General features: G+C 71.3%; 21 protein-coding genes and 1 pseudogene. 8 read left to right on the top strand and 14 right to left on the bottom strand.

Annotation, left to right across the window (positions count from 1 at the left end):
• Positions 1–2: 2 nt before the first annotated feature.
• Together RUMESO_RS06485 and RUMESO_RS28400 are read right to left on the bottom strand one after the other, a co-directional pair.
• A complete protein-coding gene (locus RUMESO_RS06485; RefSeq protein WP_037279030.1) occupies positions 3–1,427 on the bottom strand; it encodes a UbiA family prenyltransferase in 1,425 nt (474 codons plus the stop codon).
• Between the two features lie 445 nt (positions 1,428–1,872).
• Positions 1,873–2,535 (bottom strand): annotated as a pseudogene (locus RUMESO_RS28400) (glycosyltransferase family 87 protein); the annotation flags it as partial.
• A gap of 441 nt (positions 2,536–2,976) precedes the next feature.
• Between RUMESO_RS28400 and RUMESO_RS06480 the strand changes: the two are divergent.
• Positions 2,977–4,149, top strand: a complete 1,173-nt coding sequence (locus RUMESO_RS06480) for an RtcB family protein (protein WP_037279029.1) — start codon at positions 2,977–2,979, stop codon at positions 4,147–4,149.
• Between the two features lie 190 nt (positions 4,150–4,339).
• On the opposite strand, the gene RUMESO_RS06475 is transcribed toward RUMESO_RS06480, so the two are convergent.
• The 3 genes from RUMESO_RS06475 to RUMESO_RS06465 form a co-directional block, all read right to left on the bottom strand.
• Positions 4,340–5,305, bottom strand: coding sequence for a magnesium transporter CorA family protein (locus RUMESO_RS06475; protein WP_037279063.1), 966 nt, complete (start codon positions 5,303–5,305; stop codon positions 4,340–4,342).
• 121 nt (positions 5,306–5,426) lie between these two features.
• A complete protein-coding gene (locus RUMESO_RS06470; RefSeq protein ID WP_037279028.1) occupies positions 5,427–7,319 on the bottom strand; it encodes an acyl-CoA synthetase in 1,893 nt (630 codons plus the stop codon).
• 88 nt (positions 7,320–7,407) lie between these two features.
• Positions 7,408–9,201 carry an ABC transporter transmembrane domain-containing protein gene (locus RUMESO_RS06465; protein WP_037279027.1) on the bottom strand — a complete coding sequence of 598 codons (1,794 nt, stop codon included), beginning with the start codon at positions 9,199–9,201 and terminating at the stop codon, positions 7,408–7,410.
• A 103-nt stretch (positions 9,202–9,304) separates the two neighbouring features.
• On the opposite strand from RUMESO_RS06465, the gene RUMESO_RS06460 reads away from it, so the two are divergent.
• Positions 9,305–9,910, top strand: a complete 606-nt coding sequence (locus RUMESO_RS06460; protein ID WP_037279025.1) for a YdeI/OmpD-associated family protein — start codon at positions 9,305–9,307, stop codon at positions 9,908–9,910.
• An 86-nt stretch (positions 9,911–9,996) separates the two neighbouring features.
• Here RUMESO_RS06460 and RUMESO_RS06455 read toward each other — a convergent pair whose 3' ends face one another.
• Both RUMESO_RS06455 and RUMESO_RS06450 read right to left on the bottom strand, forming a co-directional pair.
• Positions 9,997–10,737, bottom strand: a complete 741-nt coding sequence (locus tag RUMESO_RS06455) for a sulfite exporter TauE/SafE family protein (RefSeq protein WP_037279024.1) — start codon at positions 10,735–10,737, stop codon at positions 9,997–9,999.
• Positions 10,738–10,761: 24 nt separating this feature from the next.
• Positions 10,762–11,904 (bottom strand): S1C family serine protease, encoded by a 1,143-nt coding sequence (locus tag RUMESO_RS06450; protein WP_245639175.1) that lies wholly within the window; start codon positions 11,902–11,904, stop codon positions 10,762–10,764.
• Between the two features lie 115 nt (positions 11,905–12,019).
• Between RUMESO_RS06450 and RUMESO_RS06445 the strand changes: the two genes are divergently transcribed.
• The 4 genes from RUMESO_RS06445 (at position 12,020) to RUMESO_RS06430 (ending at position 15,096) form a co-directional block, all read left to right on the top strand.
• Complete coding sequence (locus tag RUMESO_RS06445; protein WP_037279022.1) at positions 12,020–12,811, top strand: lytic murein transglycosylase; 792 nt, start codon at positions 12,020–12,022, stop codon at positions 12,809–12,811.
• 220 nt (positions 12,812–13,031) lie between these two features.
• Positions 13,032–13,877: a universal stress protein gene (locus tag RUMESO_RS06440; RefSeq protein WP_037279020.1), complete on the top strand. Its 846-nt coding sequence runs from the start codon at positions 13,032–13,034 to the stop codon at positions 13,875–13,877.
• 235 nt (positions 13,878–14,112) lie between these two features.
• Positions 14,113–14,448: a GYD domain-containing protein gene (locus RUMESO_RS06435; protein WP_037279058.1), complete on the top strand. Its 336-nt coding sequence runs from the start codon at positions 14,113–14,115 to the stop codon at positions 14,446–14,448.
• A gap of 354 nt (positions 14,449–14,802) precedes the next feature.
• Complete coding sequence (locus RUMESO_RS06430) at positions 14,803–15,096, top strand: hypothetical protein (protein ID WP_037279018.1); 294 nt, start codon at positions 14,803–14,805, stop codon at positions 15,094–15,096.
• Positions 15,097–15,311: 215 nt separating this feature from the next.
• On the opposite strand, the gene RUMESO_RS06425 is transcribed toward RUMESO_RS06430, so the two are convergent.
• Together RUMESO_RS06425 and RUMESO_RS06420 are read right to left on the bottom strand one after the other, a co-directional pair.
• Positions 15,312–15,875 (bottom strand): YidH family protein, encoded by a 564-nt coding sequence (locus tag RUMESO_RS06425; protein WP_082483394.1) that lies wholly within the window; start codon positions 15,873–15,875, stop codon positions 15,312–15,314.
• Between the two features lie 121 nt (positions 15,876–15,996).
• The gene (locus tag RUMESO_RS06420) at positions 15,997–16,419 is read right to left on the bottom strand and encodes a hypothetical protein (protein WP_051521084.1); all 423 of its coding nucleotides are present in this window, start codon (positions 16,417–16,419) and stop codon (positions 15,997–15,999) included.
• Between the two features lie 161 nt (positions 16,420–16,580).
• On the opposite strand from RUMESO_RS06420, the gene RUMESO_RS06415 reads away from it, so the two are divergent.
• Entirely contained in the window at positions 16,581–17,633 is a 1,053-nt protein-coding gene (locus tag RUMESO_RS06415; protein WP_037279017.1) for a LacI family DNA-binding transcriptional regulator, read from the top strand.
• Between the two features lie 126 nt (positions 17,634–17,759).
• The gene (locus tag RUMESO_RS06410) at positions 17,760–18,308 is read left to right on the top strand and encodes a nucleoside/nucleotide kinase family protein (protein WP_037279015.1); all 549 of its coding nucleotides are present in this window, start codon (positions 17,760–17,762) and stop codon (positions 18,306–18,308) included.
• A gap of 225 nt (positions 18,309–18,533) precedes the next feature.
• On the opposite strand, the gene RUMESO_RS27735 is transcribed toward RUMESO_RS06410, so the two are convergent.
• From RUMESO_RS27735 to RUMESO_RS06390, 5 genes are all read right to left on the bottom strand, one after another.
• Positions 18,534–19,364 (bottom strand): type ISP restriction/modification enzyme, encoded by an 831-nt coding sequence (locus RUMESO_RS27735; RefSeq protein ID WP_281177542.1) that lies wholly within the window; start codon positions 19,362–19,364, stop codon positions 18,534–18,536.
• Positions 19,258–21,897: a type ISP restriction/modification enzyme gene (locus tag RUMESO_RS27730; protein WP_211262806.1), complete on the bottom strand. Its 2,640-nt coding sequence runs from the start codon at positions 21,895–21,897 to the stop codon at positions 19,258–19,260. The genes RUMESO_RS27735 and RUMESO_RS27730 overlap by 107 nt, the downstream gene beginning before the upstream one ends.
• A 292-nt stretch (positions 21,898–22,189) precedes the next feature.
• Positions 22,190–23,053: a tyrosine-type recombinase/integrase gene (locus RUMESO_RS06400; protein ID WP_211262805.1), complete on the bottom strand. Its 864-nt coding sequence runs from the start codon at positions 23,051–23,053 to the stop codon at positions 22,190–22,192.
• A 59-nt stretch (positions 23,054–23,112) separates the two neighbouring features.
• Positions 23,113–23,355, bottom strand: a complete 243-nt coding sequence (locus tag RUMESO_RS06395; protein ID WP_037279013.1) for a hypothetical protein — start codon at positions 23,353–23,355, stop codon at positions 23,113–23,115.
• Positions 23,356–23,544: 189 nt separating this feature from the next.
• Positions 23,545–23,712, bottom strand: coding sequence for a helix-turn-helix domain-containing protein (locus RUMESO_RS06390; RefSeq protein WP_037279012.1), 168 nt, complete (start codon positions 23,710–23,712; stop codon positions 23,545–23,547).
• Positions 23,713–23,857: the final 145 nt, after the last annotated feature.

The following is a 23,857-nucleotide window of genomic DNA, read 5'->3' as shown; positions in this document are numbered from 1 at the left end:
CGTCAGACCAGGACCGCGCCAAAGCCCAGCGCGGCGCAGAGCAGGATGCAGAGCTGGCTCACCCGATCCGTCGCGGCGAAGACCACGGGATCGTCGTGCATCTCGCCCCGGTGGGTCAGCATCATCACCCGGCTCAGCCAGAACAGCAGCACGAGGCAGATGCCCCAGAGGAGCGCCGGGCTCGAGTAGAGCCCCAGCACCGCCGGCGAGTTCACGTAGAGTGCGAGCACGAGGACCGAGACGTAGCCCGAGGAGGTCGCCATGTTCGACACGAGCTGCAGGTCGCCAACCCGATAGCCGCGCCCGCGCAGGCCGGTCCCGGCGTCGCCCGCCTGCCCGGCAAGCTCGGCCTGACGCTTCACGGCCGCCAGCGCGAAGAAGAAGAACACCGAGAAGGCGAGGAGCCAGACCGACAGCGGGATGCCCGTCGCCAGCGCCCCCGCCACGATCCGCAGCGTGTAGAGCCCGGCGAGGACCACGATGTCGAGCACCGCGATCCGCTTCAGCATCAGCGAATAGGCCGTGGTGGCGAGCCAGTAGGCCGACAGGCAGAGGACGAACTTGCCCCCCAGCGGCACCGCCGCGAGGAAGCCCATCAGCATCAGCACCGGCGCCATCGCCGTCCCGTGCGCGATGGGCACCGCACCCGAGGCGAAGGGCCGGTTGCGCTTCCTGGGATGCGCCCGGTCCGCCTGCAGGTCCAGGAGGTCGTTCAGCACGTAGACGCTCGACGCCACCAGGCTGAAGGCCACGAAGGCCAGCAGCGCCGCCCCGAGGAGCTCCGGCGTGACCCGGTGCGAGGCCAGCAGCGGGAGCACCACGAGCAGGTTCTTGAGCCACTGGTGCGGCCGCAGCGCGCGGAGATAGCCCTTCAGCGCCGGCGTCCCCGCGCGAAGGTGCTCCACCTCCCGCCCGAGTCCGGCGAGGCGGGTCCGGACCGAGCGCGGCGCTCCCACGGCGACCGCCTTGTGGGCCTTCTCCCAGACCGGCAGATCGGCGGGCGCGTCGCCCATGTAGTCGAAGCGCCCCGGCCCGAAGCGCGACTCGAGGAACGTGGCCTTCCGCTCCCCCTTGAGGTTCGAGGCGTCGTCCGAGCCGTGCACCTCGTCGAAGATGCCCAGATGCTCGGCTACCTGATCGGCGAGATCCTGGTGCGAGGCGGTGACCAGCGCCGTCCGCCCACCCCGCGCGCGCCAGTCCCGGATGTAGTCCAGCACCTCGTCGTTGTAGGGCAGCGAGGCGACCTCGACCGGGCCGGCCTTGCTCAGCGCCGCCTTGAGCGCCGAGCGGCCCGAGACGAGCAGGCTGCGCAGCGCGAGCACCGGCGCGGTCCAGCTTCGGCCCAGCGCCGACCAGAAGGTCTCGAAGAGCATGTCCGTCCGGACCAGCGTGCCGTCCAGATCGATCACGAGAACCCTGTCGTTCATGCGCCCACCGTCCTGACTCTCGTCCGAGGCGCGTTCCTTCGGCCGGCGCCCCTCGGAAACAGTCTGGCCAGGGATCGTGGCCCGAATGGGGCGCGGCTGGGCCCATCCTCGGGCCAGGGGCCGTCAGGTCAGGGCCGGGCGGAGCCGCCCCCGCCGCGCTCGCGCGCTCCTCCCGCCACATCATGCCCACGAGGAGGGCCGCAAGGACCAGGAAGGAGAAGGGCGCCAGCGCCAGGATATGCCCGTCCCGAGTCAGCCAGGTTCGAAGGAGCCCATCCTCCGACATCTCGCTGATCGCCAGCGGATAGGCCCCCGTGAAGAGGACGAGCAGCACGATGACGCCCACGAGACGCCTCGATGAGACCTCAAGGGGACCACGGAAGACCAGCGCCAGGGCCACGCCCAGGATCGGCAGGTCGTAGTCGTAGTTGTAGGGGCTTCCCAGCAGCGTGGCGAGGAGGGCGACGGCGAGCACCCTCTCCGCCCGCCAGCCCCGTATGTGCGCCGCCTGCGCCATGGCCAGAACAGCCAGCGCCACGCCGGCATGGATGCCCAGCGCCAGCTCGGCGCCGACTCCGAAGCTGCGCAGCCCCGCGTAGACCGAGGTCATGCGATGCATCGTATATGCCCCCGACGCGAGGAGCTGCCCGGATTCGCGCAGGCCCATGAGGAAGGCCGTCCATATCCCCGGCCCAAAGGCCAGGGTCGAGAGTGCCATCATTCCCGCCGCGGCCGCCGCCGCCGCCCCGAGCCAGCCCCAGCGCCGGGCAAGGAGCAGATGCGCCCCGAGCCCCAGCGCCAAATGCGGCTTGACCACCATGAGCCCGAGAGGCACCCCAGCGCGGTGCTTCCCCTCCAGCGCCAGCAGCGCGAAGAGGCCGACCAGCGCGCCGGTCAGGCAGCCGTTCTGGCCCACGAGAAGGTTGAGCGCCAGGACCGGCAGGAGGCAGACGAGAACCGCCGAGAAAGCCGGGCCCGCCAGGCGCCTCAGGACGAGAAGGAAGACCGCCAGCGTCGATCCGACGAAGCCCAGATAGGCCAGCCCGACCGGCGCCAGCGCCAGCGCCGCCGCCACGAGGTCGAAGGGCGGCGGATAGGTCCAGGGCATCGAGGTCAGGCCGTCCCCCAGCGCCTTCTGCATGGCGTGGAAGACCTCGAAGGAATAGGCCTCGGCGACCCGACCCTCCCAGGCCAGCCGCCCGACCAAGCGGAAGATGTCGAACTCCGCCAGGGTGGGCGAGGAGCCCGCGAGATACTTGGCCTCGTATTGTATCGCCAGGCCGATGACCCCGACCGAAAGGATTCCGATCAGCACACCGACGGTCGACGCCTTCAGGCGAAAGACGGCGCCCATAGTAGCTCCGGTCTCGCCCATCTCCTGCCTCTCTCCGCCCTGGATCGCATTCCGGCGCCTGGTCGCGGGGCGCCACGCCATGGAGGGGGGACCGGCATGGCGGAATTGTGGAGGTGCCCGGGTCATCTCGGGGCGCGTCCCCCATGACGCGAGGCGCACCGCCCCTACCTTCCGCTCCCGACCCACGGAGGCTACATGTCCGCTCCGCTCGCCATATTCGGACGGCACAACGAGAACACGCTCGCGCAGATGGAGACCTGCCTCGCCACGGGCTCGGCGGCGGCGGGGGTGCTCTGCGCGGACGGGCACCTGGGCTACAACCACCCGATCGGCGGCGTGGTGGGCTACGAGGAGCACATCTCGATCAGCGGCGTGGGCTACGACATCGCCTGCGGGAACAAGGCGGTGCGGCTCGATACCCGGTTCGAGGACATCGAGGCGCGGGCGGACACGATCCTGCGGGACGTGGCGCGGACGATCAGCTTCGGGATGGGCCGCGCCAACAAGGAGAAGGTGGACGACCCGCTGTTCGAGTCCGACCTCTGGAAAGCCGCCGGAGTGACCGACCTCAGGAAGCTGGCCCGCGATCAGCTTGGCACCGTGGGCGGGGGGAACCACTACGTGGACCTCTTCCACGACGACGAGGGCTTCGTCTGGATCGGCGTCCACTTCGGCTCGCGGGGGCTCGGCCACAAGATCACGACCAAGTACCTCGCGGCGGCCAAGGCCAGCGGCAACATGCTCGCGCCGCCCGCCCTCCTCCCGGCCTCCAGCGCCGCCGGGCAGGGCTACATGGCCGGCGTGGATCTCGGCGGCCTCTACGCCTACGCGGGCCGCGACTGGGTGGTGGAGCGCGTCCGGCGGATCATCGGCGGGGCGGTCACGGACGAGGTCCACAACCACCACAACTTCTGCTGGAGGGAACGCCACGGCGGCCGCGACCTCTGGGTCGTCCGCAAGGGCGCGACACCCGCCTTCCCCGGCCAGCGCGGCTTCGTCGGCGGCTCCATGGGCGACGACGCGGTGATCCTGCGCGGCGTCGAATCGCCCGGCAGCGTCCGCGCCCTCTACTCGACCGTCCATGGCGCGGGCCGGGTCATGTCCCGCTCGGACGCGCGGGGCAAGGTGGACCGCCGCACGGGCCGCGTGATCCGTCCGCCGCGCGTGGACGGGGACGAGATGCGCGCCTGGCTCGCCCGGAAGGGCGTCGCGCTCGTCGGCGGCGACCTCGACGAGGCGCCGCAGGCCTACCGCCGCCTGCCCGAGGTCCTATCGGAGCACGCGGGCACGGTGGAGATCGAGCACGTCCTCCACCCCTTCGGCGTGGTCATGGCGGGCCCCGGCGACGTGGACCCGTACAAGGACTGAGCGGGACTTCATCCGCCAAGGGACCGACCGGGCGGAGGACGCAACTTCCCCTACCCCGCCGGGCGGCGACCCAGGGACGGGACCACCATGGCAGCGAAAGGTTAAGGAAGCGTTGATGGCGGGAGGAAAAGCGCGGCGAGCACCGCGCCCGATCCGATCGCGCCGATCCAGCCCGATGGGACGCCGCCCCTTACAGCCAACCCCTCCACTTGAAGTAGGCCCAGCTCGCCAGCGCCGAGATCAGCATGGCGACCAGTGCGATGGGATAGCCCCAGACCTCGTCCAGCTCCGGCATGAAGTGGAAGTTCATGCCGTAGATCGTGCCGATCAGCGTCGGCGGCAGGAACAGCGTCGCCACCACCGAGAGGATGCGCACCGTCTGGTTCTGCGACAGGTTCACCATTCCCAGCGTCGTGTCAGTGGCGAGGCCCACCCGTCCCGACAGGAAGTCGGCGTGCTCCTCCAGCGCCTGCAGGTCTCGCATCGTGGACTTGAGGTGCGGCCGCAGCGCCTTCCCCTCGCCCCGCGCGTCGGACCAGAGCCCGAAGACCGACAGCATCCGCTCCAGGGTCAGGAGGCCCAGCCGCACCCGCGCCAGCACCTCGCCCTGCCGCCCCGTGGCCTTCAGCGCCTGCTCCAGCTCGGCTTGCGTCAGCGACTGCTCCGTCCCCGCGTAGATGCGCGCCGCCAGCGCGTCGAGCGCCCGGTCCGACGCCTCGACGTGGTCCGCGAGCCGCGCCACGATCTCCTCGATCAGCCCCAGGAACAGCCGGTCGGTCGAGCCGCAGCCCGTGGAGGAGCGGTCCGCGCGCTGCGGATAGGTCTCGAAGGGCCGGGGCGCGTGGTGCCGCACGGTCACGAGCCGCTCGGGGCCGAGCAGGAACGTCACCGGTCCCGAATCCTGCGCGCCGTTCGGCAGGGCGCCGGGCAGGATCGCCGTCATCACCTCCAGCCCCTCCTCGCGGTAGAGCCGGTTCGAGACCTCGATCTCCTCCATGTCCTCGAGCGTCGGGACCTCCACGCCCAGCTCCGCCTTCACGCGCGCCGACAACGCTTCGTCGGGGCGGTAGAGGTCCACCCAGACGGCCGCGCGCAACGGCTCCTCCGGCTCCAGCCGCGCCAGCGCGCTCCCGTCCCGCCGATAGGCCGCCATCATGGGTCCCGGCGGCGCCACGTTCGCGGGCGGCGCCCCGATGGGCATGGCGGCGTCCGCCCGCGCTCCGTGCCGCAGGAAGCGCCCCAGCCCCATCCTCCCGACGAAACCCTCCGAGGGCACGCTACTCCACCCAGGTCCAGGGCCGCGTGAAGGGGCCGAGCGCCCGGTCCACCGCCTCGTCCGTCACCTCGCCCATGGGCCGCAGCCGCGCCACGAGGCCGAGCTTGCGGTCCTCGACCACCTCCGCCACCTCGGCCGGCAGGCCCGCGTCAGTGAGCGCCCGGTCGTAGACCCGCTTGATGGCGCGCTTCCGAAGGTCCGGCTTGAAGATCTTGCCCACGGCGGTCTTGGGCAGCTCGTCGAGCACCTCGAGGTGCTTGGGCTGCGCCGCCCTCTCGCGGACGTGGGCGCGGGCGTGCTCCAAGAGCTCCGCCTCGGTGGCGGTCGCGTCCTTCACCAACTCGACGTAGACGCAGGGCACCTCGCCCGCATGGGCGTCGGGCTGGCCGATGGCCCCGGCCATGGCGACCGCCGGATGGCCGCAGAGCGCGTCCTCGATCTGCGCGGGGTCGATGTTGTGCCCGCCCCGGATGATGATGTCCTTGGCCCGCCCGGTGATCCAGAGATAGCCGTCATGGTCCCGCCGCCCGAGGTCCCCGGTCCGCAGCCATTCCGGCGCGTCGTCCTCGCCGGGATAGAAGATCTCGGCGTTCTTCGCCCCCTCGGTGTAGACGTTCCCGCCCCAGACGCCGGGCGACGACACGCAGATCTCCCCTACCTCGTCCTCGAGGCAGTCCATCTGCGTGTGGGGGTCGATGATGCGGACGCGGGTGTAGGGGAAGGGCACGCCGATGGAGCCCACCTTCCGCTCCCCCTGCGGCGGGTTGACCGACACGAGGCAGGTCGCCTCGGTCAGGCCGTAGCCCTCGATCACCGTGAGGCCCGCCGCCGCCTCGAAGCGGTTGAAGAGCTCCACCGGCAGGGGCGCGGACCCCGAGAAGGCAAGCTTGAGCGAGGAGATGTCGGCGTCCACCGGCCTTTGCATCAGCGCCGAGATGGCGGTCGGCACGGTGATGACGAAGGTCACGCGCCAGCGCTCGATCAGCTTCCAGAAGTTGTCGAAGACCCCCTCGCCCCGGTAGCCCTGCGGCGTCGGCAGCACGACATGGGCGCCCGAGGCGACGCTCGCCCCCATGCAGACCACCGCCGCGAAGACGTGGAACATCGGCAGCGGCACGATCATCGTGTCCTGTTCGGTGAACAGCAGCCGGTGCGCCACCCAGCCGTTGTAGATCAGCCCCCGGTAGCGATGCCGCGCAAGCTTGGGCAGCCCCGTCGTCCCGCCAGTGTGGAAGTAGGCCGCGACGCGGTCCCCCGCGCTGTCCGGGAACCGCAGTTCCCTCGGCTGCCGCATCGCCTCGCGGTGGAAGTCGAGCACCCGGGCCTTGTGCGTCACGGGGTTCTTCGGGCGCAGCAGCGGCACGAGGAGCTTCTTCACCCCCGTCAGGTGCCGCCGCAGGTCCACCTCCAGCACGGTCTCGACGTTGGGCGCGAGAGCCACCGCCTGCGCTGCCTTCTGCGGCACGTCGGTCTTGGGGAAGGCCTTCAGCGTCACGAGGACCTTGGCCTTGGTCTCGCGCAGGATGCCCGCGATCTGCTCGGCATCGAGGAGCGGGTTGATCGGGTTCACGATCCCGGCCACCTGCCCGCCGAGATAGGCTAGCGCGACCTCGGTGCAGTTGGGCAGGAGGTAGGCGACCGTGTCCCCCTCCCCCACGCCCAGGGAGCGGAACAGGTTCGCCGCCTGCGCCACGCGCGCCTGAAGCTCGCGCCAGCTCAGCGTCTCGGCATGGGCCTTCGGGTCGGAGAGGAGCTGGAAGGTCAGCGCCGGGCGGTCGGGGACGCGGCTCGCGGTGCGGCTCAGGACGCCCCAGGTCGTGCGGGGGAGGTCGCGCGCCTCCCACGGGCCCTCCGCCTCGATGGCGGCGCTGTCCGCGAGCCCGGCAAAGGCCATGCCCGTCTCCCCCCTGTCGCGGGCCTCTGCGACCCCTCTTGGTCCGACAATGGGAGGGCGAACCGGGCCGCGCAAGCCCGGCCCGAAGCTATTCCGCCGCGAGCCCTTCGGTGAACTGCAGCCGCGCCAGCCGGGCATAGAGCCCGCCCTGCGCCACGAGCTCGTCGTGCGTCCCCTCGGCCACGACGCGCCCCTCGTCCAGCACCACGATCCGGTCGGCCCGCTTCACGGTGGCGAGCCGGTGCGCCACGATGATCGTGGTCCGCGTCTGCGCGAGCCGCTCCACCGCCTGCTGCACCGCGCGCTCGCTCTCCGCGTCCAGCGCCGAGGTCGCCTCGTCGAGGAGCAGCACCGGCGCGTCCCGCAGGATCGCCCGCGCGATGGCGATGCGCTGCTTCTGCCCGCCCGAGAGCATCACCCCCCGCTCGCCCACATAGGTGTCGTAGCCCTCCGGCAGGGCGCTCAGGAAGTCGTGCGCGGCGGCGGCGCGGGCGGCGGCCTCGACCTCCGCATCCGTGGCGTCGGGCCGCCCGAAGCGGATGTTGGCCCGCGCCGTGTCGGCGAAGATCACCGCGTCCTGCGCCACGATGGCCATCTGCGCCCGCAGGTCGGCGCGGCTCACGTCCCGCAGGTCCACGCCCCCCGCCGTGACCCGGCCCGCCTGCGGGTCCCAGAACCGCAGGAGGAGCTGGATCACGGTCGTCTTACCGCTCCCCGACGGCCCCACCAGCGCTACCGTCTCGCCCGGCCGCACGGTCAGCGAGACGCCGTTCAGCGCGCTCCGGTCGGGCCGGGTCGGGTAGTGGAACGTCACGCCCTCGAAGCGCAGGTCGCTCGTCCGCAGGCTCGGCACCGGCACGGGGCGCGAGGGGTCCTGCACCGTGTCCGCGAGCGACAGCAGCTCGGCCAGACGCTCGGTCGCCCCGGCGGCGCGTTGCACCTCGCCCCAGATCTCGGTCAGCGCCCCCACCGCGCCCGCCACCATGATCGCGTAGATCACGAACTGCACCAGCGCGCCTACCGTCATCGCGCCCGACTCCACGTCGCGCGCCCCGATCCAGAGGACGCCCACCACGCCCGCGAAGATCAGGAAGATCACGATGGCCGTCATCACCGCGCGCACGCCGATGCGGGACTTGGCCGACAGGAAGCTCTTCTCCGTCAGGTCGCGGAAGCGCAGGCGGGTCGGCCCCTCGGCGGTGAAGGCCTGCACCGTCTGCGCGGACAGCAGCGACTCCGATGCCGCGCCCGAGGAGGCCGCGATCCAGTCCTGGTTCTCGCGCGACAGGCCCCGCAGCCTCCGCCCGAGCAGAACGATCGGCACGATGATGACCGGCACCAGCAGCAGCACGAGCCCCGTGAGCTTGGCCGAGGTCCAGAGCAGAAGCGCCATCCCCCCGATCAGGATCAGCACGTTCCGCAGCGCCACCGACACCGACGACCCGATGACGGACAGGATCAGCGTCGTGTCCGTGGTGATGCGGGACAGCACCTCGCCGGTCATCAGCCGCTCGTAGATGGCGGGGCTCATGCCGATCATGCGGTCGAAGACGGCGGTGCGGATGTCCGCGACCACCCGCTCCCCCAGCCGGGTCACGAGGTAGTAGCGCATCGCGGTCCCAACGGCGAGCAGCGCCACGATCCCCATCGCCGCGCCGAAGTACTTGTCGAGGAGCTGCGCCTCGGCGATCCCGAAGTTGTCCACCACCCGCCTGACCGCGATGGGCAGCACCAGCGACACCGAGGCCGTCAGCGCCAGCGCCAGCAGCGCCAGCAGCATCATGCCCCCGTAGGGCCGCAGGAAGGGCCAGAGCGCGACCAGCGCGCCGACGCGCTTGGAGGTCGGGCGGTCCTCGTCGGATTTCCGGGGGGCTCGGGCCATGGCAGGTCTCCTGAAACGCGCCAGGGGATACCCCCGGGGCGCCCCCGGGACAAGGCTGGACCCCTGCGGCGCCTCGTCCTAGCCTGCGGGCCAGAGGGACAGGATGGCCAAGCGACCGCTCGACGACGCCGAAGAGGTGGAGGTCCTCTCCCGCGCCGGGCTGCGCGCCTGGCTCTCCGCGAACCACGCCCGCCCCGCCGGAATCTGGCTCGTCACCCACAAGAAGTCCGAGGGCGAGCGTTACGTCTCCGGGGAGGAGGTCGTGATGGAATGTCTCGCCCATGGCTGGGTGGACAGCCTCACGCGCGGGAAGGACGAGCGGCGCTCGATGCTCTGGATCAGCCCGCGCAAGCCGGGCTCCAACTGGAGCCGCTTCAACAAGTCCCTGGTCGAGCGCCTCGAATCCGAGGGCCTGATGACCCCCATGGGCCGCGCCGTCATCGACCGCGCCAAGGCGGACGGCACCTGGACCGCGCTCGACGCCGTCGAGGCGCTGGAGGTCCCGCCCGACCTCGCGAGCGCCCTCGGCGGGGCGGGCGCCCGCGCGGCCTGGGACGCCTATCCGAGGTCGGTGAAGCGCGGCGTCCTCGAACTGCTGCTGAACGCCAGGCGCCCTGAGACCCGCGCCGCCAAGGTCGCCGCCATCGTCGAGGCGGCGTCCAAGGGCGAGCGTCCCTTCCAGTGGGGAAAGCCAGACAAATCCCCGTAGGGTGCGCTTCAGCGCACCATGCCAGGAGTGCGGCTCGCGCAACGTGGTGCGCTGAAGCGCACCCTACGCCGATCCGGCCCGGCGGCCTACAGCCGCCAGAAGAACACCGCGCTCATCACCACCCCCACCGCGATCACCACCCCGCGCACCACCCCCCTCGGCAGCGCGCGGGCGAGCGGCGCGCCGAGGTAGCCTCCCGCCGTGGACGCCACCATCATCACCGCCGCCTCCGGCCAGGCCACCAGCCCCGCCACCGCGAAGGTCGCCACCGAGACCACGGAGAGCAGGAACGACAGCCCCATCTTCAGCCCGTTCATGGCGTCGAGGTCCCGCATCCCCTGGAGCGAGAACAGCGCCAGCAGCACGATCCCCAGCCCGCCGTTGAAGTAGCCCCCGTAGACGGAGACCAGCACCGTGCCCAAGGGCCCCTGCACCAGCCCCGGCCGGTGCCGCCGCGCCCAGGCCTGCACCCGGTCCCCGAAGGCGAAGATCAGCGTCGCCATCGCGAGGAGGAAGGGCACCACCGCCGCGAAGGCCTCGTTCGAGGTGACGAGGAGCAGGAGCGAGCCGATCAGCCCCCCCGCCGCCGAGGCGAGCGCGGTGCGCAGCAAGGCCCTCCGCTCCATGCGCGCGATCTCCCGCCGGAAGCCGAGCGCCCCGGACAGGTAGCCCGGGAACACCGCCACCGTGCTCGTGGCGTTGGCGGCCACCACCGGAAGCCCCGCATGGACCAGCGCCGGGAAGGTCAGGAAGGTCCCCCCGCCCGCCACGGTGTTGAGGACGCCCGCGCCGAAGGCCGCGCCCGCCAGGAGAAGGTAGTCAGGCATCCGCCACGCTCCGAAGGCCCACGCCTACTCCCCGGCCACGAGAGCCATCTCCACGGTCGTCTCCTTGCCCCCGGTCTCGAAGGTCACCGCGACCTCCTCGCCCGGCTGGCGCGCGTCGATGTCGGCGAGGAGGTCGTCCAGCGTCGCCACCGGCTCCCCCTCGACGGCGGTGATGACGCTCCCCGGCACGATCCGCCCGTCGCGGGTGAACTGCGCGGCCTCGACGCCCGCCGTCTCGGCCTCCGATCCCCTGGGAACGTCCAGCACCAGCACGCCGTCCAGCCCCTGCCGGTTCACCGCCGAGTTGATCCGCGCGTCGAAGAGGAGTCCCAGCGTCGGCGGGCTGTAGTGCCCCGTCCGAATCAGCTCCGGCACCACCCGGCCGACCGTCGCCGCCGGGATCGCGAAGCCGATCCCCGCGCTGCCCCCCGACGGCGAGTAGATCGCCGTGTTGACCCCGATCACCTGCCCCGCCGAGTTGAGCAGCGGCCCGCCCGAGTTCCCCGGGTTGATCGCCGCGTCCGTCTGGATCAGCCCCCGCCGGATCGCCCCCGCCTGGTCGCCCGGCAGCTCCCGCTCCAGCGCCGAGACGATGCCCGTCGTCAGCGTCCAGTCGAGGCCGAAGGGATTGCCGATCGCCAGCACCTTGGTCCCCACCTGCGGCGGCTCGGGCGGCGCGAGGCTCAGCGGCGCGGGCAGGTCCTCCCCCTCGATCTGCAGCACCGCGAGGTCGTGCACCGTGTCCGCCCCCACGAGCCGCGCGTCGAAGGCCCGCCCGTCGGCGAGCTGCACCGAGGCCGAGCTCGCGCCCTGGATCACGTGGGCGTTCGTCAGGATGTGCCCCTCCCCGTCCCAGACCCAGCCCGAGCCCGTCCCCAGCGGCACCTCCGTCGTCGCCGCGCCGAACAGCCCCCTCCGCGCGGCCGAGGTCGAGATGGCGACCACGCTGTCGCGCGCCCTCTGGAACAGGTCGATGTTGGCCCGCTCCTCCGACCCTTCCGGCGCCACGACGAGCTCGGCCGGAGGCACCGGCGCCACGGGCGGCGCGGACTCCTGCCGCGCGACCGGCAGCCATTCCGGCAACCATCCCGAGGCCCCGATCCCCAGCCCGATCCCAAGTCCCAGCACCAGCGCGAGGATCGCGCCCACCAGCAAGCCCCGGATCACCCCGACCCCCAATCCCGGCGACGCGCCGTCAGCTTCCCTGGAAGGTGACTTGACCCGCGCCATGTTCCGGGCTGCAACCTAGCCGCATCCCCCGCCGCCACAAGGAGGTTCCCCTTTGCTTCGCCCTCTCGCTCTCCTCGCCGCCCTCGCCCTCCCCGCCGCCGCCCAGGCCCTGACCTGCGGCAACGACGCCTCGGGCTTCGAGGCCTGGAAGCAGGAGTTCGCCCAGCTCGCCGCCGCCAACGGCGTGGGGAGCCGGGGCCTCGACGCCCTCGCCGGCACCTCCTACGCCACCCGCACGATCTCGGCCGACCGCAACCAGCACAGCTTCCGCTACCCTCTCGACGAGTTCATGCGCATCCGCGGCGCCGACACCATCGTCTCCCAGGGCCGCCGGATGTACGAGAACAACCGCCCCTTCTACGATTCGCTCGAGGCCGCCTACGGCGTCCCCGCCGGCATCCTGATCGCCATCCACGGCATGGAGACGGGCTTCGGCAACTTCATGGGCGACGCCAACGTCCTCTCGGCCATCACCACGCTGGCCTACGACTGCCGCCGCCCCGACTTCTTCCAGCCCCATGCCCTCGCCGCGCTGGCGCTCGTGGACCGTGGCTCCATCTCGCCCAACTCGGTGGGCGCCATGCACGGAGAGCTGGGCCACACCCAGTTCCTGCCCGGCAACATCCTGCAATACGGCCAGGACGGGAACGGCGACGGGGTCGTGGACCTGACCGACCTCGCCGACGCCATGGCCTCGACGGCCAACTTCCTCCGGCAGAAGGGCTGGCAGCCCGGCGCCGGCTACCAGCAGGGCGAGCCCAACTTCGCCGTCCTCGGCCAGTGGAACGCCGCCAGCGTCTACCAGCAGGCCCTGGCCATCATGGGCCCGCGGATCGAGGGGTAAGGGAGGCCGGATCACCGACCCGGGACGAGCCCGGGGTCGGCGCACCGGGCGGTCGGGCCGGCGCCCGGCGAGGACGGCGTCGCCACGCGGGCGCGGCTCGGCGGCCGGATGGCCCCCGACGTCCGGCGGCCTACCTTCCGAGAGGCCGAGGGCCTGCGCGGGTGCGAGGTGGCGTTGGTGTGGGAGGCGGGGCGGAGCGGCTTCAGGCAAGGAGGCCCCCATGACCCTGACGTCCCTGAGCGTCGTCGTGAGCAGCGAGGCCACCGACGCGCCCGCCCTGGAGGCCGCGGTGGCGATCGCGCTGCGGGAGGACGCGCATCTCGACGTGATCTGCCTGGGCGTCGAGGTCGTGCCGATGGCCGCCATGTCCATCGAGGGGGCCGCCGCGCTCGTCCGGGACAGCGACTACTCGGCCGCGCACGAGCGCGCCATGGCTCTCGGGCAGTGGGCGCAGCGCGCGCTGCCCCCGACGCTGCGGACCCGGGTCCGGCGCCTGACGGTGGCCAGCCCCAACCTGTCCGCCGAGGTCGCGAGGGCGGCGCGCTGCAGCGACCTCGCCGTCACCGCCCGCCCCTACGGACCCGGGGGCGGCGACCTGGCCCCGCTGATCGGAGAGGCCCTCCTCTTCGGCACGGCCGGACCCGTGCTGGTCGTGCCGGACCGGGAGGGCATCGACTGGCGCCGCCCGTTCCGCCGGCTCTGCCTCGCGTGGAACCGCAGCGACGAGGCCCTTCGCGCCGCCCGGTTCGCGATGCCCTTCCTGCGCCAGGCGGATCGGGTGGACATCGCCATCGTCGGCCCGCGCGGCCACGGTCCCGACCAGGCCGGGCCCGAGGAGGCGCTCTCGCTCTGGCTCTCCCGCCACGGGATCCGGGCGGAGGTCTCGGAGCTGGCCCGGACCGAGCGGCGGAAGGCGGACATCCTGGCCCACTTCGCCGCCCAGCGCGGCTGCGAGGCGCTGGTGCTCGGCGCCTACGGGCATTCCCGGCTGCGCGAGATGCTCCTGGGCGGGACCACGCGGGACATGCTGGCCGAGGTGCCGCTGCCCCTCGTCATGGCGCACTGACCGGCGCGCCCGGCGCGCGTGCGGAGGAGCCGAGGCCCGGGTCGGCCTTCCGGGGAGCCGGCCTCCCGGGCGGAGCCGATGCCGGCGCACCGGCGCGCGCCCCCCGGAACCCGTGCCGCTCCCGGCCCGCACGGATCGCCGTCGCCCGCTTCCTTCCCCACGGCGGGCTCCGCCCTTCCGGGACGGGCCGGATGTGGTAGGTTCATGGACGTGTGTCGTGTGGGAGGACCAAGTGATGCCGACCTTCATCGCTCAAGGCTGCTGGACCAAGGACGCCGTGCAGGGGATGACCAGCAACCCCGAGGATCGCTTCGGGCCCGTGGCCGAGCTCTTCGAATCCCTTGGGGGCCGATTGCTTCACTGGTTCATGACGACCGGCGAGCACGACTGGCTCATCATCGCCGAGGCGCCGAGCCATGACGTGATGATGGCCGCCGCCGCCGCATCCCTCGCGGGCGGGGGGACCTCCGACATCAAGACCTGCGCGGCGTTCACCGCCCCCGAGGCCAAGGCCATCTTCGAGAACGCCGGCCGGGTCGCCACCGCGTTCAAGTCGCCAGGACTGCGGTAGGGCCGCGTCGCGCGATGGCCCGGACCCGGCGAGTCGTCGAACCCACGGGGTGATCGGGAGTGCCGCCGCGTCCCCGGCGGGGCGCCATGCGGCAGCGCACCTCGCAGGCGGATCGGGGGCCGGCCGGAACCGGCTCGCCGACCCTGCGCAGCCCGGGCGGGTTCGCCCCGAGCGCCCGCCCTCCGGGAGCCTCGGATGGCCCGGCCCCCCTGCGGACTTGTGCAGGCTCCCGGACGGGGCGGGGGGCTGCCGCCGGTGGTGGCTCGGCGGCGCGACCCGCCCGCCGTTCCGGGCCTGCAACCATCACACCCGTGAGCGAGTTGCCGAAACAGTGCGCGCTGGAGGAGCATGACCATGACCGAGCCCACGGACCCGAGCGACCACGGCGACGCGCTGGCCCACTTGGACGAGGCGGGCCTTCGCCTCGAGGAGGCGCGGGCGACGGACGCCAAGGACCTCGCGGAGGCGGAGCTGGCCTTCGGCGAGGCCATGCGGGACTACGACGCCCTCCGCGAGCGGCTGTTCGACCCCAGCCCCAGCGACTCGGACGGAACGCCGGTGGCTCGCGTGTGGCTGGGCCGGGCGGCCGTGGTCCTGCGGGCGCCTGGGGCGAGGACCGACACGGCCGCGGGACCGAGGTGCTCGTGAGCCCTCCCCGGGCGGCCCGCCTCACCTGAGCCCCTCACCCCGAGCCCGGCCATCCCCGGCGTCGTCCACCCGGGGCTCCCGGCCCTCGTCCGGTCGCCCGCCTCCTTCCGCTACCGCGAGTTGGCTCGGGTCCGCCACGCTCGCGGCAAGGGGGCACCGCTGGGGCCGCCCGCCGAGAGGAATCCCCTTCCCGACCGGCGAGGCCGTCGGCCATCTCAGGCCGGGCCGCCCGCCCAGATGCCGAGAAGGGCCGTCGCGGCGACCAGGGCCAGGAACAGGTTGACGCCGATCAGCAGCCAGCCCGGCAGCCGGTCGATGTCGGGCGCCTCCGGCTCGACCTTGAAGAGCTGCCGCCAGACCCCCGCGATGAAGCAGAAGATGGCGAACAGCATGAGCACCGAGGCCTGGGCCAGCGCCATCCAGTCCGGCACCAGCCCGTCGAGGAGCGCCCGTGCGCCGATGCCCCCGGCAAGGCCCACCAGGCCCGTCCGCACCCAGGCCGCATAGGTGCGCTCGGCGGCGAAGACCGTGCGGTCCCCGGCCAGCTCGGTGCGCCGCTCGGCGCTGTCCTTGGTGATGACGGCCGCCCGCGCCGTGGTCTGGGCGGCCACGGCCGAGGTCTCGGCCGCCGCGGAGGTCCGGCTGGCGGCCTGCGTCGTCTGGCGCGCGGCCGCGCTCGCGTGCTGGGCGGCGCTGGCGGCGTTCTCCGCCGCGGTCTGCGTCTGCTCCGCCGTCTCCCGGACCGCCACGGCGGCGGTCTCGACCTTGCGCTCGTCCATGCTTCCTGGCCTCCGCGCCATCGCAACGCGTCAGGCGGCGGGCCGGTTCAGGCGACCCGCCCAGGGCCGACGCCGCGCGGCGGCTTCGGTCTCCGGCCCATGCGCCAGCCCGACCCGCCCCTCAGGCGGCCATGGGCTGCTGCTCCTGCCGGCGGAAGTAGCCGAACACCCGGAACCCCTGGCTGGGCAGGTCCTCCTCGGGCGTCAGCACCATGCCGTCCTTGCGCGTGCAGTGGAGCACGTGGCCGGGCGCCACCCAGACGCCCACGTGGCAGACGCGGTCGCCCTTCCACATCACCACCCCGTCCCCTTCCAGGGGCCGGCGCACCCGGACCCACTCGGGCTTGGCCAGCTCGGCCTCGATGTGCCGCTGCGCGACGCTCATGTCGCCATGGGCCGGCGGAGGCTCGATCTCGAAGCCGAACTCCTGGCGCCAGACCAGGGCCGCCCTGTGGGCGCACTCGCCGACGCCGAGGATGTAGGGCAGGCCGACATAGGCCTGGGCCCAAGGGGACGGGGAAACAACGACACCTAGCTGAGCCAAAACGGCCTCCAACAAGCAAAGCGAATGCGACGACGTGTAAGGTTCTCACTACTTGAACCGATTCAACCTCAGGTGCTACCATCTCGTCAAGACTTTTTTTGAATCGGTTCAAACGGTGGGCTGGCTCCCGCTGGGCCAGGCAGCGGCGGGACGCGCGAGAGATGACCAAGACGATCAGGCTCAAGGATGTGGCAGAGGCGGCGGGGGTGTCCCACGGCACCGCCTCGAACGTCTTCAACCGGCCCGAGCTCGTGCGCGACGAGGTGCGCGAGCGCGTGCGCGAGGCGGCGCGCGCCCTGGGCTACGCGGGGCCCAGCCCCGCCGGGCGGCTGCTGCGCTCGGGCAAGGTCAACGCCATCGGCTTCGCCGCCGACCAGCCGCTCGACTACCTGTTCCGCGACCCATGGGCGCGACGGATCCTGACCGAGGTCGCCGAGGTCTGCGACGCCCGGGGGGCCGGCCTCGCGCTCGTCTCCGTGACGGAGGAGCATCCGACGGGCTGGAACATCGAAAGCGCGCTCGTGGACGGCTTCCTGCTCAGCGGCAGCGGACGCAAGTTCCTCGTCGAGATGACGCAGCGCCGGGGGCTGCCCTTCGTCTCCCTCTCGCTGGACACCAGGGACACGGACGTGCCGGCCGTCTGCATCGACGACTTCGGCGGCGCCCAAGCGGCGGCCCGGCATCTGCTGGAGCTCGGGCATCGGCGATTCGCCGTCCTCGGTTTCGCGCTGGGCGACGGCCCGGGCCGGGTGACGCCCCGGGAGGTCCAAGCCACCCGGTCCATGAACGTCCTGGAGCGCGCGCGCGGCTACTGGGCCGCGCTGGCCGAGGCCGGCATCCCCGAGGCCGAGGTGCCCGTCCACGCCATCGGACGGAACGGCGGCAACGTCGGAGAGGCCCTGGCCCTCCTCTTCGCCGACCGGGCGACCGCGCCGACGGCCATCCTCGCCATGGCGGACCGGCTGGCGCTGGCCGCCATGGCCTGGCTTGAGGGCCAGGGGCTGCGGGTGCCGCAGGACGTCTCGGTCGTGGGCTTCGACGGCGTGCCGGAGGCGGCCTCCTCCACCCCGCCGCTCACGACCATGGAGCAGCCCTACAGGCGCATCGCCGAGCGCTCGGTGGCCGCCATCCTCGACGACGCCATGCCGGAGGGCCGCGAGGTCCTGCCGCTCGACCTGGTCCTGCGCGCGAGCACGGGGCCCGCCCCCTCCTGATCGGGCGGGGCCCCTGCGCCGGCAGGCCTGGCGCCGGGCGCAACCCTCGCCCGACCCGAATCGCAGCGCTCGACGGAGCCGCCCCGGTCCGGCATCCTGCCGTCACTCGACCCGGAGGAGGCGTGGATGGCGCAGATCGTGCTCATCGGACCCATTGCGGCCGGCAAGTCCAGCGTGGCCGGGCTTCTGGCGGAGCGGATGGGCCGACGTCAGATCCCGCTCGATGCCGTGAGGTGGTACTACTACTTCCGGATCGGCTTCGACTTTGCCGAGCAGAAGCGGCGCGAGCGCGAGGACGGGCCGCTGGCGCGCTATGCCTACTGGAAGCCCTTCGAGACCTACGCCGTCGAGGGGGCCCTGGCCGACTTCCCCGACAGCATCATCGACTTCGGCGCCGGCCATTCGGTGCAGGACGACGAGGCCCTGTTCGCCCGCGTCCAAGCCGCGCTCGCTCCCGTGCCGCACGTGATCCTGCTCCTGCCCTCGCCCGACCTCGAGGAGTCGCTGGGCATCCTGTCCGAACGCGTCCCGCCCGACGGCCGCGAGGAGGTCGCCGAGCTCAACCGCGGGTTCCTGACGAGCCCCTCGAACGCGCGCCTGGCCACGACGACCATCCACACCGGCCGACGGTCGCCCGAGGAGGTCTGCGAGGACATCCTGACGCTCATCGGCTGAGGTCGGCCCCAGCCTGAGGACAGGACGCTCGACCCGCAGGGACCGCCTTCCCTCCAAGGTCCCGCGATTCCCGCGAACCCCGGATCGCAAGCTGGTGCCGCGGCGGGACCCAAAACGTCGTTCTAACCGGCTGATCAGCTAGAGTTTCTTTTCATCTCGCCTGTAGAAGGCCCCCAAAGAGGCCCCCGAACACTCTTGTGACCCCATGCGAGGGCGCAGAAGCCCCTAGCCGAACAGGTCGCCGATGGCGGCATCCGAGGCCATGGCTTTACCCCCAGCCGGCGCGGCGCTGAAGGCACCGGCTCCGTCCAGAGCGGCGGCTGTGAGCATAGGCCCCTTACAGACCTCCTCCAGCAGCGCCGCTTGAGCGGGCTCCAGCAGCACTAGCCGGCCGAGGACGTGCAGCAGGTCGAAGAGGTCGTCGGTGTAGCCCGAAAGCCAGTGGTCGGGCTGGATGCTGTCGAGCGGTGAGGGCGGGCGGCGGTCGCCGATCACGGGGCGCGAGCGGTCGCGGCGGCGGTAGCTGAACCAGCGTTCCAGCACGTTGCGGCCCGAGACCTCGTAACCTGCGACCTCGGGCGGGACGTTCGCCACGAAGCCCTTGCCGATATGAAGCCGCCGCGTCGCCGCATCATAGCGCATCTCCTCGGGCAGCGGCTCGGGCGCGTCGGGGATCACGCCTTCAGCCGGGATGAAGGGGCCGGTGCCCGGAGCCATTCGAGGCGAGGTCTTGGGGCGGCCCTGCGCCGGATCGGCGAAGCGCTCACCGTAGGTGTGGAGCCAGACCACCTCGCGCCCAAGCGCGGCCGCTTTCAGAAAGAGCGCAGGCTTGGCCGTCAGCGGCACTCGCAGGCCGGGGCGGCGAAGGTCTTCCGCGAAACGCGCCGTGAAGGCCGGATGGGCGAGGAGCGCAGCGACGTAGGCCAGCAGGTCCTCGGGTGCGACGGGCTTACCGTAGGCAAAGGCAAGGTGACTGAGGAGCGCAGGCTTGAGGTTCGGGACCGCGGCGACGGCGTCGCGCCAGAGTGGGAAGACCCGGCCCCCCCCGGCCGTGATAGTGATGAAGGTCAGGGATCAGTTCGCTGAGGGTTAGCGCCGGCCCGTTTTCTGGGGTCCGGTCCTCGGGCGCTGTGATGTAGACCTGCCGCTTCGACCAGCCGCTCCAGAGGTCCGGGTTCGGTCGGTTCAAGAGGCGGTTGTCTGGGATGATCCATTGCCGGTCGAAGGAGCGGAAGGCGTAGCGCATCGGCTTTATCACGTCCTTGCTGTCGCTCGCCACGGGCTCGGCCCGATGCTCGTGCCCGTGCAGGCCGTGCTTACTTGGCTTGTCGGTCGTCTTGTCGCCGCCTTGGTGGGGATAGAACAGCGCCTCCTTCTTGGCCGGGTCTTTCTCCTGCACCAGCCGCTTCCATCGCGCCCGGAGCGACTCCTCGTCGGGCGCGATAACCCAGGTGCGGCCCGGCATCACGCCCGAGCCGTCCCATGCAAAGAGGCTGTCCAACGCTGGGAACTCCGCCCAGGCCCCTTTGCTCTCCGCCAAGAAAGGCGCGCGCCAGTCTGACGGTCCCTCCGCCCAGCCGTCATCTTCAAGGCCGATGCCCGCGAGGGCTTCGAACTTCGCTTTCCGCTTTCCTTCGGGCAGCGAGCGGACCCGCAGCCGCGCCGGGGTCTCCCGGTCCTTCCCCGGCGCGCGAGCGGCCAGCACGATGCAGACGGGGTGCTGCACGCCCTGGAATATGCGTGTCGACACCTCCGGCTGGTGCCCCTCGGGCGAGCAGTCGATGACCCAAATGGCCGAGCAGTCGCGCCTCAGCTCCGCCCGCATCTTGGCGAAGCCCGGGCCGTTCAGGAAGCCTGCCACGGTGATATAGCAGACGATACCGCCCCGGTCCTCGTCAGGCCGCCCTGTCGTCTCGCTCAGGTCAGGCGCAAACACCTTCCATGTCGCCCAGCGCCAGAAGTAGACGTAGAGGTTCTTGAGGTGCTTGAGGTGGGCGCCCAAGCTCCAATCGGCCGGTGGCGTCCAGAGGTCCATGGGCTTCTTGGCCCCGGTGCCGCCTGCCTCGATCCAGCCACCTCGGCCCTTCGCCTTCTCCTTGTAGGGCGGATTACCGATCACCACCGTGATGGGCGTGTCCCGCTTGATGGCATTCGCCTCCTGGCGCGACTTGCCGATAGGCGCCACCAGCCCTGAGAATTGCGTCTCGGCGAGGTAGGGGTTGCCCAAGGTGTCCGTAATGTAGAGGCGCGGCACCGGAAGCTTGGCCCCGGGGCTAGACGACGGTCCACCATCCTCTTGGTGCAGAAGCTCTTTCATCTCTGCCAGGAGTCGGAGTTGCGCCACCGCGAAGGGACCGAACTGAAGCTCGAAGCCGATCAGGCGCTTGGCTACGTCCGCCAATGCCCCGGGCAGCGCGCCCTCGCCCTTGTCCGCCACGATGGTTGCCGCGATCCGGTCCAAGAGACCCAGAAGGAATGTGCCAGTGCCCGTGGCCGGGTCGGCGATGGTCACGTCCGTGGACGCGAGACCCATCGGTCGGTCAAAGAGCGCCGGGTCGCGCAGCGCTTCATCCGTGAGGCGCACCATAGCTTCCACCACTTCGGGCGGGGTGTAGTAGGACCCGGTCTGCTTGCGGAGTCGGTTGTCGTAGACCTCCAGGAAGTCCTCGTAGAAGTAGAGCCAAGCCTCGGGTTTGCCCTTGGACAGCTTGGACCAGTCCACCGCTCCCAGGACCCTCAGGAGCGACTTCAGGGCAGGCCCGAGGGCCTTCTGCGTCTCGTTGTCGTCCGTGAGGAGCCGAAGCGCGGAGCCGATCAGCGTTCCCGTCCCGAGCCCATGGATGGCTTGGTCGATCTTCCCGTCCAGCGCCACGCCCTGCGCCCGCGCCATGAGGAGGCCGAATGTCACCGCTTGGGCATAACCGTCGGCGAACTCGTCCGATGTGGCCTGTGGGAAGAGTAGCGTCCGCCACTCCTCCTTGAGGCCGAGGAACGCCGTCGCGCCATGATCCAGCTCTTCCAGCACCTCCTCGCGGAGAAGGCGGCATAGCCGCGCGGCGACCTCGGCAAGCTGCTTGGGCGAGTTGGGCGGGATCGGCGACCAGCCTAAGAAGTCCTTGAAGCGATCAAGGAGCGAGGGCGGGGCGGCAAGCTTGGAGCCGGCCGCGTCGAGGTCGCCTTCCAGCCGGACGATCCCACCTACGAGCGCACCGTCCTGCCACAGGCTGAAGCTCTCGCCGTCCGTGTAGAGGACGTTGGGGAGAAGCTTGAGCCGCGACCATTGCGCCTTGTCATGGGCGTCCGTGAACTTGCGCGGGTCGGCGCCCTTGCCGGGGGCCTTCAGCTCGATGAAGCCCACCAGCGCGCCGTGGACGGTCACGGCGTAGTCGGGACGGGTGCCAAGACTGGCGAGCGTCGTCTCACCCACTAGAGTGACCTTGTCCGCGCCGATGCCCAGGACCCCTGAGAGGCCCTTCACCAAGCCTTCCAGAGGTGCCCGGAGCTGGTCTTCGGGAGCCCCGCTGATCGCTGCCGCCGTCAGCTTTGCCTTCGTGTCCTTGCCGTAAGCGGCGATGATCTCGTCAAACATGGGCACCTCGTCTCTGCCGCACTCTAGCGAGGGCTCGTTGGGCTTCCACTAGATTCCGCGCGATTTCACTCGTGCGACCAGCGCCTCCAGCAATTCCATCTCACTGGGTTGCCCATTGTCGGCTCCTGTCCCTGATTGCTTCAGGCCCCGGATCAACTCCCCCTGTCGGTGGGTGGGCACCTGTCCGTAGCTGGTGAAGGTCGTCAGCACATCCGAGTGCCCAAGGTTCTGTGACCAAGCCTTCATCTCTTCGGGTGTTAGGCTGAGAGACATGCCATGCCGCACCAGCATGTCACGGAAGGAGTGGGGGGTTGTAGTAGGGCAGTCCCGCGCCCTCGAACGCTTTGCGGAATATCTCCCGCACCGGGTCGCTCGTGGCCCAGCCCTGCCGCAGCAGCCCCACCGGCACGAAGCCGCCGGCGGCGTCGAGCCCCATCTCGGTCGCTGGGAACAGTGCGTCGCTCCGTCCCCAGAGATGGTCCCGCTCCAACTCGCCCACCCACTCGCCCACGATGCCCAGCGCGCCCTCGTCCACCGGCATGAAGTAGGTGCGGAAGGTCTTGGCGGCCTTGGTCTGCACCTCGCGGGCGTCCTGCTCGACAAAGCCCCCCGCCACATCGACGTGCCCGAGCCGGAAGGAGGCCAGCGCCCCGATCCGCGCGCCCGTGACTATGGCAAAGGCAATGAGCGCCCGGTCGCGCCGCTCCAGCGCCGTGGCGGTGGGCATGGACGCGAGGACGTGCCGGACCTGATCCAAGGTGGGCACCCGCTTCTCGCGCCGGGCGCGTGCCACGGCCACGTCCTTGTCCGAGAGGTTGAAGTAGTCGGCGTCGGCGTAGGCGATGCGCTGCTTGAAGCCCGGCTCGCGGGCCAGCCAGAAGAAGAACTCCCGCAGGTGCCGAAGCGTGGCGTGCACGGTGGCCCTGCTGAGACGCTCGCCGGTGCGGGCATTGGCTGCCTCGGCCAGCTCGCGCTTGAACGCCACGGCCGCCTCGCGGTGGAAGCGCTTGAAGTCGCGCGCCCGGCTGGACGCCTCGAAGCGGGCGAGCGCCTTCGCCACGCCGTCGATGGTGGCCTCGTCGCGCCCCTTCGCCTCGGCCAGATAGCGGAAGTAGTCGCGCTTGATCCGCTCGTTGGCGGCGTTCGTCTTGGTCATGCTCGGCCTCGGTGGGTGAAGTAACAGATGAGGGAGGGGCTAGGTCTCCCCTTTAGCCGTTATGGGGCCTGCACGATCTGGACGGCCACTCCGGGCATCACGGTGGCGATGGAGCCCAGGAGCGCCCGCCGGTGCATGAGCGCGCCGCAGCTCCCGCAGAGCCCGCGCAGGTTCCCGGCGCGTGGGCTGAGGGCCAGATAGTCCACCATACCCGCCGCCGGGGCGCGGGGCTCGCGGCAGCGGAAGCAGTAGAACTGCCCCGGGCCGCAGGGCCGCTTCCGGCCCGCGTTCCGCGCCTTCATGAACGCGCGGACGGCGGTGCCATGGAAAAGAACCGGCCGGCCCGTGTCGATGGGCAGGAGCCCCCTCGCGCTGCCACTGGCGCACGGTGTTCTTGTGCACCTCCAGCCGCTCCGCCAGTTCGGCCACAGCATAGGTGCGGTTGACCTTTATCAGGTTGGGGTTGACGCGCCGCGCGGCCATGAGGCGCCTCAGTCCTTGGCATCGACCAGCCGGCGGATCGACTCCACCCGCACCAGCGTCCGGCGACCGAGCTTGAAGGCGTCGAGCCGCCCGTCCTTGATCATCTCGTAGATTGAGGTGCGCCCGAGCCCGAGCGCCTTGGCAGTGTCGTTGATCGAGACCGCGAGGGGTTCCATGGTCCTGCTCCTGTGCTGACGCCGGCGCATGCCAGCGGATGCAGGAGAGCATGGCGACTCGGATCGGCAGGGTCGGCCGATAAGGGTCGGAAAGCGTCGATAACTACGTGGCCGGGGGGTTTTCGACCCCGTCCGAGTAGACTTT

Source organism: Rubellimicrobium mesophilum DSM 19309, from assembly GCF_000600335.2.
GTDB lineage: Bacteria > Pseudomonadota > Alphaproteobacteria > Rhodobacterales > Rhodobacteraceae > Rubellimicrobium > Rubellimicrobium mesophilum.
Note: the sequence above shows the minus strand (reverse complement) of the source record. Positions and strands in the feature narration are given on the sequence as shown.